We start from the raw sequence: 14,540 nt of genomic DNA, 5'->3' as shown, positions 1-14,540 counted from the left end.
GTGGTAACTCCACCTTACCGATGAGCCCGGTGGCCACCGAGATCGAATTCGCATGGGTGGGGCATGCCCCACCCATGCGATCGCCTCAATCTACACCGGAAATTACACCACGAGCGCGGACGCTAACAAGAAATGGCGAAGGCGGCGGCTACGGCGGCGCGGCCTGTGGGGGAATAGACGGTGGGGGACAATGAGGAGCTGCGCGGCATTCAGGAAGTCGCGAACAGCTTGGGCGTCACGACACGGACGCTGCGTTTCTATGAAGATCGCGGGCTGATCGAACCGCGCCGCGTCGGCACCGCGCGCGTTTATTCCAAGCGCGAGACGGGGCGGATGCAGCTTATCCTGCGCGGCAAAAGATTGGGCTTCTCGCTGCGCGAGATCGAGGAATTCCTGCGGCTCTACGACGCCGATCCGCAGCATGTCGAACAGATGCGCGTACTGGCCGAACGCTGTCGCGAGCGGGTCGACGAACTTCGCCAGCAGATGACCGCGCTGGTCCAGACGGTCGATGAATTGGAGACGATCGAGCGCGAGGCACGGGAACGGATCGCCAAGGCGGGGGCCTGACCGCGTCCTGTTCCTCCCCTGCAAGGGAAGGTGGCAGGCCGCAGGACTGACGGAGGGGTGTCACTATCAGCGAGGTTACCCCTCCACCAGCTTTGCTCGTCTCCCTCCCCTTGCAGGGAGGAAAAATGCCGGCCTTATGACTGCGGCGCGCGCCAGCCCAAACCCAGCGCTTTCTGCAACGCCACATAGTCGTTGGTCAGCCCGGCCACCGCCTGCGACAGCGATTGTTCGGCCGCCACCCGCTGCCGCTCGGCATCCAGCGTATCGATCAGGGTCGCCGCCCCCGCCCGATAGCGCTGCTGCATCAGCACCGCCGAGCGATCCGCCGACGCCTTGGCCCGCGCCAGCGTGGCGACCGTGTTGCGCCGCGCGCGGAAGCGCGACAGCGAGTCTTCCGCATCGCGCAGCGCCGCCAGCACCGCGCCGCGATAGCGCGCCTCCGCCTCGTCGCGAGCGCCCTCGGCCTGGCCGACCCGCGCATTGGCACGCCCGAAGTTCAGCACGTTCCATTGCAGCATCGGCGCGCCCAGCGTCACCAGATTGTCGAGATCGGTCAGCGCGTCGAGCGAGGTGCCGCCGATGCCGATAATCCCCATCAGGTTAAGGCGAGGGAATTTCGCCGCTTCCGCCACGCCGATCTTCGCGGTCTGCGCCGCCAGATTGCGCTCGGCGGCACGGATGTCCGGGCGGCGTTGCAGCAGCGCGGTCGGGTCGCCCACTGCCACTTGCGCGGGCGGCAACGGAACCGGCGCGGCTTGGCCCAGCCGCTGGTCGAGCGTGCCCGGCGCCTCGCCGATCAGGATCGCGAGCGCATTGAGATAGGTTTCGACCGAAGCCGAGAGCGGCAGGATCTGCGCATCGGTGCTCTCCACCTGGTTGCGCAACCGCTCGACCTCCAGTTGCGAGGCGGTGCCCTTGGCAAAGCGCTGCTCGGTCAGCTTCAGCGTATCGCGCTGCATCCGCGACGCCTCGCGCGCCAGGATCAGGCGCTGCTGCGCATCGCGAAGCCCGACATAGGCCTGTGCGACATCGGCGCTGAGCGACACCTGCGCATCGGCGACATTGGCCTCCGCCGCCGCCGCACTCGCGCGCGCCGCCTCGACGGTACGACGCCGTCCGCCGAACAGGTCGATTTCCCAACTGGCGTCGAAGCCCAGGTTGAAGAAGTCGACGCTCTGCCCGCTCGAGCTTCCGCCACCGGAGCCGCCCTCGGCCCCACCCTGCCCTTCGCCGGACTGGCTGCCGCCCAGGTTCAGGCCGGGCAGATCAGCGTGAAGATAGGTCGCGCTGGCATTGGCATTGGGGGCCTGGTTGGCGCGCTCCAACCGGAGCGAGGCACGCGCCTGCTTCAACCGCGCCTGCGCCACCGCGACATTGGGATTGGCCTCCAGCGCGCGGTCTTCCAGCCAGGTCAGCATGGGATCGTTCAGCGTCGTCCACCAATCCGCCACGGCCGGCGCGGCGGTCGCCACCGTCGCATCGGCGCGGGCGAAGCCGGCAGGCGGCGTCGCGGCCGATCCGATGGCCTTGGGGGGCCCGGCATAGTTCGGGCCCACGGTGCAGGCCCCCAGCAAAAGGAGCGGGACGAGGGAAAGCTTCTTGGCCATCATGAGCCTCAGTGCATCGCCACGGGGCCGCCCTTGGGCAGCGGGCGGAGGAACAGAACGAGCGGCATCACCATCAGGATGCCGACGCACAGGATGAAGAACAGGTCGTTGTAGGTCATGACCAACGCCTGTTGCCGGATCGTATTCCCGATCATGCGCAGCGCGGCATCGGCGCTGCCGAACTGCTGGGTCAACGCGTCGACCCAGCCTTGGGTCGATCCCGAATTGGCCGCCAGCGATTCCTCCAGGCGACGTTCGTGCAGGAAGCTGCGCTGATCCTGCACCGTCGCGATCCCGGCAAGCGCGAAGGAGCCGCCCAGATTGCGCGCCGCGCTGAACAGACCGGCGGCATCGCCTGCCTGCGACGGCGGCACGGAGGAGATCGCAGCCTGATTCAGGAACAACATGCCCAGGATCGTGCCGACGCCACGCAACAGCTGCGAGTCGGTGAAGGAGCTGCCGGTCGAGTCCGCCGTCAGCACCGTGTCGATCCCGGCGCTCAGCGCCATGATGCCCAGCCCCAGCCCCACTGCGATACGGATGTCGACCTTTTTGATCAGGATCGGGGTGAACGGCATCATGATCAGGCTCGGAATGCCGCTCAGCAGCACGACCTTGCCCGCCTGATAGGCGTTGTAGCCGGCGATCGAGGCCAAGAACTGCGGGATCACATAAGAGGTGCCGTAGAGCACCATGCCCAGCACGATGCCCATGATGACGACACTGCCGAACTGACGGTCGAGGAGCAGCTTCAGGCGGATGACCGGACGCGAGGCGACGAATTGCCCGGCGAACAACAGGGCGAAGCCGAAGATCGACAATATCGTCAGCTCGATGATCTCGCGCGATTCGAACCACTGCTCGCGCTGCCCTTCCTCGAGGACGACGGTCAGGCCGCCCAGTCCCAGCGCCAGTCCTGCGATGCCCAGCCAGTCCGCCTTGGCCAGTTCGGACAGGTGCGGCTTCTGGTGCGGTAGACCGACCAGAAGAAGCGTGACCAGGATCGCGCCCACCGGCAGGTTGAGAAAGAAGGCATAGTGCCAGCTGACATTCTCGGTCAGCCAGCCGCCGATCAACGGCCCCATGACGGGCCCCAAAATCGCGGTGACACCGAAAAAGGCGGTGCCGATCGGCTGCTGCTCGCGCGGCAGGCGGGTGGCGATGATGGTCAGCGCGGTCGGGATGAGCGCGCCGCCGGTGATCCCCTGCCCCGCGCGTCCGACGATCATCATCGTCAGGCTGGTCGACAGTCCGCACACCACCGAAAACGCGGTGAACAGGATCGAGGCGATCAGCAGGAAGGTCCGCAGACCGAGCAGCCGCTCCAGCCAGGCCGATAGCGGGATGATGATGATCTCCGCGACCAGATACGAGGTCGCGATCCACGTCCCCTCGGTGCCGCTGGCGCCGATCTCGCCCTGGATGGTCGGCAGTGCCGAATTGACGATCGAGATGTCGAGCGTCGCCATCAGCGCGCCGATGCTGCCCGCCGCGACGGCCAGCCAGGCGGTCAGGTCGGCCTTGGCCGGCGGACCGCCCGCCTGGGCGGCCGATCCGGCCTTCCCGCCCTTGGGCGAGGCGGCGGCAGCGGCGCTCACCGGCCCCGCGCCCCCGCCTGGGCGTCGTTATGCTGGTCCTGTTGCTCGGCGATCCGCTTCAGTGTGCCCTTGGCGGAACGGGTGTCGACCGTCACCTCGACCGACATGCCCGGCACCATCAGCGCGCGGGTCTGCGCATCGGCATCGACCGCGATACGAACGGGCACGCGCTGGACGATCTTGGTGAAGTTGCCGGTCGCGTTCTGCGGCGGCAGCAACGAGAATTGCGCGCCCGTGCCGGGTGCCACGCTCTCGACATGGCCATGGATTTCGACGCCGGGCAACGCATCGACCTCGATCTTCACCGGCTGGCCGGGGCGCATCAGGCCCAGCTGCGTTTCCTTGAAGTTGGCGTTGATATAAAGCTGGTTGACCGGCACGACCGACATGGTCCGGGTCCCCGCCTGGACGAACTGGCCGACGCGTACCGTCTTGTTGCCGACGCGGCCCGCGATCGACGAACGGATCAGGGTCGAGCCCAGATTGACCTCGGCGGCATCCAATTGCGCCTGGGCGGCCTGACCCTGCGAGCGGGCCTGACGCACCTGTGCATTGAGCGTCCCCACGCGGCGCTGCGCGGCGGCAAGCGCGGCGGAGGCGCTCGCGACACGAGCATTGGCCTGGCGCGCCTGGTTCTGAAGCTGCGACAGACGCTCGCGGCTTTCCGCCCCCGACGCGGCAAGCGGGGTGTAGCGGGTCACCTCGGCTTGGGCGAAGGCGGCATCGCTCTGCGCGGCGCGGAGTTCGGCCTGGGCGCGGTCGATCGCGGCCTGTTGCTCGCGGATCTGCGCCTGGACGCCCTGCGCATTGGCCTGGGCAACGCCGATCTGCGCCTCGATCTGCGCGGTCTGGGCGCGATAGTCGCGGGTGTCGATCTGGAGCAGGGGTTGGCCGACCTGGACATTCTGGTTCTCGGCCACGAAGACCTTGTCGACATAACCCGACACCTTGGGCGCGATCGTCACCGCATCGGCCTGGATGAAGGCATCGTTCGTAGCCTGCATATATTGGCCGACGCTCTTGTAGTTCGCGTACCAGAACACGCCGCCGATTACCGCGACCGCCGCGACGACCAGCAGGATGATGCGAATCCGCCGCTTCTTGCCGGGCGAAACGGGGGTCTTGTCTTCCGCTTCGGCGGTATCCTGCTCGCCTGCGTCCTGCCCCTGCACTTGGTTAGCGTCGGCCATCCAGGCCTCCCTGTCGATGGAATCAATAGAACTTGATGGTGCATTTGCTCGCACTTGCACAATAAGGCAAGACCATTTATTGAGTTACCTCATAATATGCCTGATCTCGATGCCTTGGCCCTTCGCTACAGCCGTATCTATCTGCGGCTCCATCGCCTGCTCGACCGACGCATGGCCGCGCAGGGCGCGTCGCTGGCGCGGACCAAGATGCTGCATTTCATCGCCAACAATGCGCCGGTGCGCGCGGCGGATGTCGCGGAATGGTTCGCGCTGGCCCCGCGCACGGTGACCCAGGCGATCGACACGATGGAGCGCGACGGGCTGGTGGTACGTGTGGCCGATCCGATCGATCGGCGGGCCAAGCGGCTGGACATCACCGATCTGGGACGACAGGTCATCCTTCAGACCGAGCCGTTGCGCCGCGAACTGGTGGAGCAGGCCTTCTGCCTGTTGTCGCCTGAAGATACCGATCAGTTCGGGCGAATTCTCGACAAGCTGGAACAGGCGATAGAGACGCGGATCGAAGGCCCACCGGACGCCGCGACGGTGGTGACATAGCGCCCGCCCACCCGATGGGGTCAGCGAACTTCGCCGTAGAATCTCAGGGCTGCCGGGGCTGCGGCTGGTGTTTGCCCCATCGCCACCTGATGCGCCGCCCGAACCGCCGCTCCCAGGCTGCCCGCTCGAAAGGGTTTGGCGATACAACCGATGACCAGCGGATGGCCGCCGCGATCGGGGCAATTGCCGCTTAGGAAGATGCAGGGAATACCGCGATCGGCGAGCAATTGCGCGGCGGTCAGTCCGCTGTCGCCATCGGCCAGCTTTACATCGCACAACACTAAATCGGGGCGATCCTGCTCGGCCAGTGCCATGGCGGCCGCCACCGTATCGGCGATCCCGATCACCCGGTGGCCGTGAAGCGTCAACGCATCCTCGACCAGCATCGCGACCAACGCCTCATCCTCGATCACCAGGAGGTTCAGCGGCTCGTCGGACGATGGATCGTCACTGATGCGCGCGGCGGTGCCCATATTCGCCGCCGTCATGCGGCATGACCAAGATCAGGCACCCATCATCCTCGTTCGTCAACGTCGCTCGCAGTTGATGGCACAGCCGGGACACCAGCCGATTCCGTTCGACCAGGTCCGTGGCATTCCCCCAACCGGACGCCTGAAACGAGATACGCAGCATTTCGTTCCCACCGGCGCCTTCGGTTTTCAGCACGATCCGGGGCAGCGCCGCCCCATCCTCCAGAAGCGCGTCGAGCAACAGCGCCGCCGCCACCGCCCGTTCGATAGGAACGGCCAGAGGCAGGGGGGCGTGGATGGTCCCCGCGGGAACGTCGCCCCGCAACTGGGTGATCACATCGCCGAACAAAGCGGGCAGATCGATCAGCCCCGGATCGGCGGTGGCATAAAGCGGACGATGCGCACTTGCCAATACCTGCAATCGCTCCGCCGCACGCGACAAAGCAGTCCGAACAGCGGGGTCGGCGGCCGAGCGCACCTCGTGGGACACCAGCGCGATCGCGACCTGCAAAGCGTTGCGGACGCGGTGGTTCAACTCCGCCAGCAGCCGGGCCTGCGTATCGATCCCATGGCGCAGCGCCTCCTCGATCCGCAACCGATGCTGCGCCAGCGCGGCATAATGGCACAGCAGCAGGAGCAGCCGCCGCTCCTCCTCGTCGAAAGGCCGCAGCGTACGCCGACCGAAACCCAGCGAGCCCAGCACCTCGTCGCCGTGCAGCAACGGCATGCTGATATACACCTCGATCCCCAGCGACCGGACGAAGCCGGTACAGGGATCGTCTTTGTGCTGAACGTCGATCAGGTGCAGCGTCCGCCGTTCGCGCATCACCTGTCCGCACACCGAGTCATCGACATCGAGCAGCGCGGCCTGATGCCGTTCGGCGCGAGTCAGCCCGCCCGATGTTTCCAGCCGGGTCGCGTCGCCATCGCGGCGGAAATGGAAGAATATGTCGAGGCGAAGTTCGTCCCGGATCAGCGCGAACAGCGAATCGATCATCGCCGCCGGATCGTCGGCGGCCATCAGCCGCTCGGTCGCCGCCGTCACCAGCGCCAGATAGCGCCGCAGATCGGCGGAATCGGTGCCCGCCGTCGCGATCGCATCACCGGTCAGGGGCAGTTGCGGGGTCAATGGCGGGGCAAGAACCACTCACCCAAGATAGCGCTCTCGGCAGGAGCCTCCAAGGGGCATCTCGCTGATATGGGGCAAGTCGAAAGCCTGGGCGGCGACCGGGCGCCAATGCCCCCGGTCGCCGCCCGTGTGGATCAGCGCGCCATGACTGCCGACTGATCGACTGGAACCACCGGCAGCCACACACGGCTGGCATTGGCGCCGCCGCGCTCGATCGTGATCGTCGCCTTCTTGTAATCGCCGGCCTTCGCCGTGAAGATATTCGGCACGAAGGTCTGCGGATTGCGGTCGTAGAGCGGGAACAGGCTGGACTGAACCTGGATCATGATCCGGTGCCCCGGCTTAAACACATGGTTCACGGTCGGCAGGCGGAACTTATACTCCTGCACCTTGCCCGCCGGAATCGCGCTCGGATTGGCGAAGCTGTTGCGATAGCGGCCCCGGAAGATGTCGAGACTGATCGGCAGTTCATAGCCGCCCATTTTCGGATCGATCGCATTTTCCGAGGGCAGGACATCAATGATCTTCACGACAAAATCGCCGTCGGTGCCGGTCGTCCGCGCGAAGAGGTCAGCGATGGGAGCCCCCGACACCCGCACCGCCTTGGTCAGCACCGGCGTGGTGTAGGTGACGACATCGGTGCGGCCATCGGCATGACGCTGATCGCTGACCAGCCAATCGCCCCAGCGCCCGTCGTTGAAATTCACCGGGCGCGACAGATGCGGCACCGGGTTGGCGGGATCGGAGACATAGGCGTCCGCCCCCACCCCCGGCTTGTCGAAGCTCAGCCCCTTGTCATCCGCGAGATAGATCGGGGTCAGCGGCGCGGCGCATCCCGACTGGCAGGCCAGCGGCCATTGCGACAGCCTGTCCCAGTGATTCTCGCCGGTGTTGTAGATGGCCGCGCTGGGCAAATTGGCCGCCGGGCCGTCCTTCAGATACTGGTTGAACAGCGGCAGGACCATATCCTCGCGGAATTGCTTGGCGGTGTCGCCATTCCACTGGAACGGACCCAGGCTGGTGCCGGTCCGGTTGATCTGGCTGTGCCGCCACGGCCCCATCACCAGGAAATTATTGCCCAGCTTGCCCTTGGCCTTCAGCGCCTCCCAGGAGGTGATGGCACCGTACATATCCTCCTGATCCCACAGGCCCTGTTCCCAGATGGTCGGGACGTTAGAGGGATTGGCCGCCAGCAGCTTGTCGAGCGCCTGGCCCTGCCAGTAGAAATCATAGGACGGGTGCTGGACGATACGCTGCCAGAAGGGGAGCTGATCATATCCCGATTTCTTCGCCCAGTCGTTCGCCGAGCCGGTGCGGAAGTTTTCGTAATCGTCGAAGCCGCCGCTCGGCGGTGCCTTGCCTTCGCCCTTGTAGCCCGTCTGCGAACCGATCCAGCCGATATTGGCATAGCGGAACGCGCCGTAATGGAACCAGTCGTCGCCCATCCAGCCATCGATCATCGGGCTTTCGGGCGCGGCGACCTTCAGCGCCGGATGCGGATGGAGCAACGCCATGACGACCGTGAAGCCTTCATAGGAGGACCCGATCATCCCGACCCGGCCATTGGATTCGGGCAGATTGGCCTTGTTCACCAGCCAGTCGATCGTGTCATAGGCGTCGGTGGTGTGATCGACCTTGGTGGCGTTCAGCGGACCGATCACAGGGCGGGTCACGACATAATCGCCCTCCGATCCATATTTGCCGCGAATGTCCTGATAGACGCGGATATAGCCCGCCTTGGTGAATTCCTCGTCGGCCAGCGGCAGCGCTTCGATCATCCGCGTGCTGTCCGAACGCTTGGCGCGACCGGCGGCGTTATACGGCGTGCGGGTCAGCACGATCGGCGCATTCACCGCGCCCTTGGGCACGACGATGACGGTGTAGAGCTTGGTCCCGTCACGCATCGGGATCATCACTTCGCGCTTGTCGTAATCGCGCTCGGCTATGTCGGTCGGGGGCGTGAAATGGGCAGGAATGTCGCTGACCGTGGAGTCGGTCACGACCTTGACCGGCGTCGACGCCTCGGTGCGCTGCTGCGCGGCGGCGGGAGTCAGGATCGCAAGCGCGCTGGCGGCAAGCAGAAGGTTACGCAACGTCATGAAAACGGATCCCCTCATGGATCGGTTGATGGCCCATCGTGCCGTGATCGATGCGTCAGGGCAACTGGCCGAATTTAATCCTGTTACATTATATCATTGACGCCACAAGTGCCGGAGCCCCGGTCGCCCACATGACGCCATGCTTTCCTTTCGCGATCATGGCCCATAGAAAGGTCTGACAAAGGCGCGCCCAAGCCCTTCCCTTCGGAGAGGAAACAGCCGAGTGACCACATTGAAGCGACGCGGACCCGCCCATAGCGCCCTGGCGCGGGATATCGGTGTCGCCATCGTGACCGGACGAATTCCCACCGGATCGACCCTGCCCGGCGAGGTCGAGATTGCCGAACAGCGCGGCATGTCCCGCTCGGTGGTGCGGGAAGCGCTGCGCATGTTGTCTGCCAAGGGACTGGTGGTCAGCAAGCCCAAGGCGGGGACGCGGGTTCGCGAGCGGCTGGAATGGAATCTGCTCGACCCCGAACTGCTCGCCTGGATGTTCGAGGGGGAACCCCCTGCGGGCTTCGTTCAGAGCCTCTTCCAGCTGCGCCTGATCGTCGAGCCCGCCGCCGCCGAACTGGCCGCCGTGAAGCGCGACACCCGCCAATTGTCACGCATGGGCGCCGCACTGGAGGCGATGGGCGACCATGGCCTGCACACCGAACAGGGCCGCGCCGCCGACCAGCTTTTCCACAACATCATATTGGAGGCGACCGGCAACGAATTGCTGATCAGCCTGTCGGGAAGCATCGGCGCCGCCGTCCGCTGGACCACGCTCTACAAGCATCGCGGTACCCGCCTGCCCCGCGACTCCATGCCTGAGCACCGACAGCTCTTCGCCGCCATCGCGGACTCCGACGCCGCCGCCGCGCGCGCAGCGACGATCGTGCTGGTCGATCAGGCGCGAGAGGATACGGAGCGCGCGCTGGCGCGGTAACGACGCTATGTCGGCAGGCGCGGGGATTGGCGGAAGGGCAATTCCGCCACGACGCAGCCGTGCGTCACTCTTCTTCTTGCCCCGACTTTTTGCCCGGTCCGAATTCGGTTCGCAGGCCAAAGCCACCGCCGCGCTGAAACCCGAATGATACCCCCGGCGCCAGTTGGACGCGGAGGGGACGGGATAAGAGTCCATCGGGCGGCGGCGCTGGAATAGGACGAAGCCGAAACTGCTCATTGTCCTTGCGCCCACACACGATGATCTCGCCGTCCGCAGCTTGGGGAGGACATTGGCGCGGGATCGTCACCACCGGACCGGCGACCGGTGCGGCGCCGGGCACGTTTGCGATCTCGGCCTGTTGAACGTCGATCATGGGACCTCACGGCAAGCGCCCTCACAGTAGCCAGCGACGCCGGACTCTTCAATCCCGTGGCGGAGGCCGCGTGCCAGGCTCATGCTCCACCTGCCCCAGATAGTCGCGGCGATACCCTTTCAGGGCATCATGCATGCAATCCGCGCTGGGACGCTCATTCGGCCCCGCATCGATCTCCGACGCGGGGATCAGATAATCCCCATAAGGAAGTTTGCCCGTGCGCGAATAATGGACGCCCAGCGACTTCACATGGCATTTCGCTGCCGCACGGCCCAAGGCGCGATTGGTCAGCAGGGGTTTTTCCCTGGTCGTCGTGGCGCATCCCGCCAGGAGCAGGCACGCCGTCACCACCATCCGGCCCGTCACTTTCATAAGCCCCCCCGATCAGTTCACCGCCTCGAACACGAACGCCGCGCCGACATAATCGCCCTTTAGCGGCGCGCGAAGCCCGCGGTTCATCCAATAGGCGCCCGAGGCCCGCTCCGGCACCCCCGCAGGCCGGGCCGAGCCATCGAGCATCTTGACCGCATAGACCCGCGCCGGGTCCAGCCCCTGCGCATGGATCGCCGCCGGATTGTCGCGCCACATCGACGAATGCAGCATCTGGAACAGCACCGCCTGCCGCCGGTCGCGACCGACATACATGGTGGCCGCGGTGGCATTGTCGCCGGTCGGAGACTCCAGCCGGTAGAGCGCCCCGCGCTGCACCGTCTCGCGGATCGTCTTGTAGGCAGACACCCATTTGGCGGCGGTTGCGAAGTCGGTAGCGTTCCACTTATCGAGGTTCGCGCCGATCCCCAGCCCTCCCTGCATCGACGACAGGAAGCGATAGTCCAGGCTCGTCACGCGGGTATTCGCCCAATTGGGGCTGTCCGTCACCCATGCCATCATCACCGCCACGGGATAGGCGCGGGTGAAGCCGTCCTGAATGGTCAGCCGGTCGGCGGGGTCGGTGTTATCCGATGGCCAGACCTCGTCGGTCAGCCCGATGATGCCCAGATCGACACGGCCGCCGCCGCCCGAACATGCTTCGATTTCGAGCTTCGGGTGCCGCCGCCGCAATTCGGACAGGATGTAATAAAGGTTGCGGACATATTCGACATAGACGCGCTGCTGGTCGGCGACCGGCTGTTCGGGCCAGCCCGCCTCGGTCCAGTTGCGGTTATAGTCCCACTTCAGGAACGCGATGTCGTTCTCGCTGACCAGCTTGTCGAGCACGGCCAGGAGGTGGTCTCGGACATCCGCACGCGCGAGGTTGAGGACGAGTTGGTTGCGCCCCTCCGTCCGGGGGCGATCGGGGAAGTTCAGCACCCAGTCGGGATGCGCGCGGTAGAGATCGCTGTCGACATTGACCATCTCGGGCTCGACCCACAGGCCGAAGTCCATGCCCAGGCCCTTCACCCGATCGATCAGCGGCTTGAGGCCGTTGGGGAATTTGGTCGGGTTCACCGTCCAGTCGCCCAGCCCCGCCTTGTCGCTATTGCGCGCGCCGAACCAGCCGTCATCGACCACGAACCGCTCGACGCCGATCTTCGCGGCCTTCTCCGCCAGCGCCATCTGCCCCGCCTCGGTCACGTCGAAGGCGGTCGCTTCCCAGCTATTGTAGAGGACCGGGCGCAGGCGCGCCTTGTCCCCATGCGGCAGGATATGCGCAACCTCGAATCGGTGGAAGGTCCGCGACGCGCCGCCCAGCCCCTTGTCCGAATATCCCGCATAGAAGACCGGCGTGTCGAGCGTCTCGCCCGGCTTCAACGTCCAGGAAAAGTCATAGGGGTTGTACCCGCCCGCGATCCGCACCCGGCCGAGATTGTCCGACGCCACGCTGATCCGGAACGATCCCGACCAGGCGAGCGCGCCATACCAGACCGGGCCATCGACCTCGCTGGTCAGCCCTTCGCGCCCGATCGCGAACCAGGGATTGTTGCCATGGCCGGTCGAGCCGCGACGGCTTTCCAGCACGGTCGCCGCCGCCTCGACGGGCACGGTCTTCTGCGTCCACTCCGCGGCGTGGCGCCCGGTCAGATAATGGAGCCGGTAGTCATCCCCGACCGGCAGCGACAGGACGGCCGCCGCCAATTGATCGACCCGCACCGGCCTGGCATCGCCGTTGCGCACCTTGGCAGAGCGCGCGACGATGCCGGTCTCGGAATCGATGCTATAGGTCAGGGTGACGAACAGGGGCCGACGAATATCCGCCAGTTCGACGGTCAGCGTTTCGCCGCTGGTCTTGTGGCTGCGATATTTCAGGACGAGGTCGCGATTGCCATCGGCGAACAGCGCCTTGACGCCCGGCTCGCTGACCAGCCCTTCCCCCTGCCCCGGATATTCCTGAAGTGTCACCGAACCGGCGGGGTCGAAGCCCGACAATTCGCCCGGCGCCTTCAGGACGATGGGATCGCCAGTCTTGACCGGATCCCCCGAGACCAGCGGATCCCCATCCGCCAGCGATGCGCCCCAATATAGCGGCTGGAGATAGCCCTTCTCGTCCACCCCCATGGCATAGGTCACCCCGCCGCCATCCAGGCGAAAGACCCTGGCGCCAGCCGGAGCCGTCACCTTCGCGCAAACAGGGGCTGCGAGCGCCACCAAACCCACACCCGCCAGAATCGCATTGCGCCAGCGCATCAGACCTCTCCTGCAAACCTTTGCATTAAGTCTGACATAGCGATGCCTCGCGGAGCAAGTGCTTGTTTGGAAACGTCAGGCGCTGGTTACCGGCCAGAGTGTCTTGAGCGGGCGGCCGGGGTCTGCCAGCGCCTCGACCGGCACGATCGCTCCGTCCGCGACCAGTGCCTTGCCCTGGGCGAAGTCGCGCATGGCATTGACGCAATCCAGCGCGATCACCCGGCCTTGTCGCAGATAGACGACCGAGAAGCTGCGGGTCGCCGGATCGCCGCGCAATATCGCCTGGTCATGGCCCGCGGAGAGGCCCACCGTCTGCAATTTCAGGTCATATTGGTTCGACCAGAACCAGGGCACCGCATGATAGGCGACCTCCTTGCCCATCAGCGTCCGCGCGGCGATCGTCGCTTGGTCATGGGCATTCTGGACCGACTCCAGCCGGATCACCGCGCCGTCGGCGAAGTCATTGGCATGGGCCGCGCAATCGCCGATCGCAAAGACATGCGGCAGGCTGGTCCGACCCTGCGCATCGACGGTCACCCCATTCTGCCCGGTCGCTCCCGCCGCAACCAGCGGCTCGACCGAGGGGATGATGCCTATGCCGACGATCGCCATCTGCGCGGGCAGGACAGATCCGTCCGCCAACCGAACCCCGGTGATCGCGCCCTCCCCCTCGATGCAGGCTACGCTCTCGTTCAGCCGCACGGTCACCCCATGCGCACGATGCTCCGCCTCGTAGAAGCGCGACAGCGCCTCGCCCGCGACACGCGCGAGCACACGCGACTGCGCCTCGACAATCGTCACCGCCTTGCCGAACTTGGTCAGCACGGCCGCAGCCTCCAGTCCGATATAGCCGCCGCCGATCACCACCACGTCGCGCACATCGGGCAATTCGGCGATCAGGCGATCAACATCGGCACGGGTCCGCACGCCATGCACGCCCCTCAGGTCATGGCCATCGCAGGACAGCCGCCGAGCATGACCGCCAGCCGCCCAGATCAACGTGCCATATTCGATCGCGGCCCCCGCCTCGGTGGTCAGCAGCCGCGCTTCGGCATCGACCGCGACGATGCGTTCGCCCAGCCGTAGCACGACGTCGCGTTCCTCCCAGAAGCGCTCCGGGCGGATCAGGATGCGCTCGAACGGCTTGTCCCCGGCCAGATATTCCTTGGACAATGGCGGGCGTTCATAGGGCGGATGACGTTCCTCCCCGACCATGGCGATCGTACCGTCAAAGCCTTCCTGGCGCAGGGCAATGGCGGCCTGTGCACCCGCATGGCCGGTGCCGACGATGACGATGTCGTAGGATGAGGTGAGGCTGTCGATCATCTGCATAACCTAGGATGGAAAGCCGCCTTCTGCCAATCACCATGACAAAGCGTTGCAAGCGCGA

At 65.7% G+C, this 14,540-nt stretch carries 13 protein-coding genes; 3 read left to right on the top strand and 10 right to left on the bottom strand.

All coding sequences use genetic code 11. The features are described 5' to 3' along the window. The first annotated feature begins 180 nt into the window (after nucleotides 1–180). Complete coding sequence (locus tag NZL82_RS16910) at nucleotides 181–570, top strand: MerR family DNA-binding transcriptional regulator (RefSeq protein WP_261270919.1); 390 nt, start codon at nucleotides 181–183, stop codon at nucleotides 568–570. Nucleotides 571–704: 134 nt separating this feature from the next. Here NZL82_RS16910 and NZL82_RS16905 read toward each other — a convergent pair whose 3' ends face one another. The 3 genes from NZL82_RS16905 to NZL82_RS16895 are packed head-to-tail and all read right to left on the bottom strand — an operon-like array spanning nucleotide 705 to nucleotide 4,965. Further along, nucleotides 705–2,177 carry an efflux transporter outer membrane subunit gene (locus NZL82_RS16905; protein ID WP_261270918.1) on the bottom strand — a complete coding sequence of 491 codons (1,473 nt, stop codon included), beginning with the start codon at nucleotides 2,175–2,177 and terminating at the stop codon, nucleotides 705–707. Between the two features lie 8 nt (nucleotides 2,178–2,185). Then, a complete protein-coding gene (locus tag NZL82_RS16900; RefSeq protein ID WP_405051387.1) occupies nucleotides 2,186–3,775 on the bottom strand; it encodes an MDR family MFS transporter in 1,590 nt (529 codons plus the stop codon). Beyond that, the gene (locus tag NZL82_RS16895) at nucleotides 3,772–4,965 is read right to left on the bottom strand and encodes an HlyD family secretion protein (protein ID WP_261270917.1); all 1,194 of its coding nucleotides are present in this window, start codon (nucleotides 4,963–4,965) and stop codon (nucleotides 3,772–3,774) included. The genes NZL82_RS16900 and NZL82_RS16895 overlap by 4 nt, the downstream gene beginning before the upstream one ends. Nucleotides 4,966–5,061: 96 nt before the next feature. Here NZL82_RS16895 and NZL82_RS16890 point away from each other — a divergent pair, with 96 nt between their 5' ends. After that, nucleotides 5,062–5,523 (top strand): MarR family winged helix-turn-helix transcriptional regulator, encoded by a 462-nt coding sequence (locus NZL82_RS16890; RefSeq protein WP_261270916.1) that lies wholly within the window; start codon nucleotides 5,062–5,064, stop codon nucleotides 5,521–5,523. A gap of 20 nt (nucleotides 5,524–5,543) precedes the next feature. Here the strand turns inward: NZL82_RS16890 and NZL82_RS16885 are convergent, their stop codons facing one another. From NZL82_RS16885 to NZL82_RS16875, 3 genes are all read right to left on the bottom strand, one after another. Beyond that, nucleotides 5,544–6,011 carry a response regulator gene (locus tag NZL82_RS16885; protein WP_261270915.1) on the bottom strand — a complete coding sequence of 156 codons (468 nt, stop codon included), beginning with the start codon at nucleotides 6,009–6,011 and terminating at the stop codon, nucleotides 5,544–5,546. Beyond that, nucleotides 5,971–7,140 (bottom strand): GAF domain-containing protein, encoded by a 1,170-nt coding sequence (locus NZL82_RS16880; protein ID WP_261270914.1) that lies wholly within the window; start codon nucleotides 7,138–7,140, stop codon nucleotides 5,971–5,973. The genes NZL82_RS16885 and NZL82_RS16880 overlap by 41 nt, the downstream gene beginning before the upstream one ends. A 116-nt stretch (nucleotides 7,141–7,256) precedes the next feature. Further along, nucleotides 7,257–9,221 carry a CocE/NonD family hydrolase gene (locus NZL82_RS16875; protein ID WP_261270913.1) on the bottom strand — a complete coding sequence of 655 codons (1,965 nt, stop codon included), beginning with the start codon at nucleotides 9,219–9,221 and terminating at the stop codon, nucleotides 7,257–7,259. Nucleotides 9,222–9,444: 223 nt separating this feature from the next. Here NZL82_RS16875 and NZL82_RS16870 point away from each other — a divergent pair, with 223 nt between their 5' ends. Next, on the top strand, nucleotides 9,445–10,152 hold the full coding sequence (locus NZL82_RS16870) for a FadR/GntR family transcriptional regulator (RefSeq protein WP_261270912.1): 708 nt from the start codon (nucleotides 9,445–9,447) through the stop codon (nucleotides 10,150–10,152). Nucleotides 10,153–10,216: 64 nt separating this feature from the next. Here the strand turns inward: NZL82_RS16870 and NZL82_RS16865 are convergent, their stop codons facing one another. The 4 genes from NZL82_RS16865 to NZL82_RS16850 form a co-directional block, all read right to left on the bottom strand. Further along, on the bottom strand, nucleotides 10,217–10,525 hold the full coding sequence (locus NZL82_RS16865; RefSeq protein WP_261270911.1) for a hypothetical protein: 309 nt from the start codon (nucleotides 10,523–10,525) through the stop codon (nucleotides 10,217–10,219). 48 nt (nucleotides 10,526–10,573) lie between these two features. Then, the gene (locus tag NZL82_RS16860) at nucleotides 10,574–10,897 is read right to left on the bottom strand and encodes a hypothetical protein (protein WP_261270910.1); all 324 of its coding nucleotides are present in this window, start codon (nucleotides 10,895–10,897) and stop codon (nucleotides 10,574–10,576) included. A gap of 12 nt (nucleotides 10,898–10,909) precedes the next feature. Continuing rightward, nucleotides 10,910–13,150, bottom strand: a complete 2,241-nt coding sequence (locus NZL82_RS16855; RefSeq protein WP_261270909.1) for an alpha-galactosidase — start codon at nucleotides 13,148–13,150, stop codon at nucleotides 10,910–10,912. A 75-nt stretch (nucleotides 13,151–13,225) separates the two neighbouring features. Continuing rightward, a complete protein-coding gene (locus NZL82_RS16850) occupies nucleotides 13,226–14,476 on the bottom strand; it encodes an NAD(P)/FAD-dependent oxidoreductase (RefSeq protein WP_261270908.1) in 1,251 nt (416 codons plus the stop codon). Nucleotides 14,477–14,540 lie beyond the last annotated feature (64 nt).

Source organism: Sphingomonas sp. LC-1, from assembly GCF_025371035.1.
Classification (GTDB): Bacteria; Pseudomonadota; Alphaproteobacteria; order Sphingomonadales; family Sphingomonadaceae; genus Sphingomonas; species Sphingomonas sanguinis_E.
Note: the sequence above shows the minus strand (reverse complement) of the source record. Positions and strands in the feature narration are given on the sequence as shown.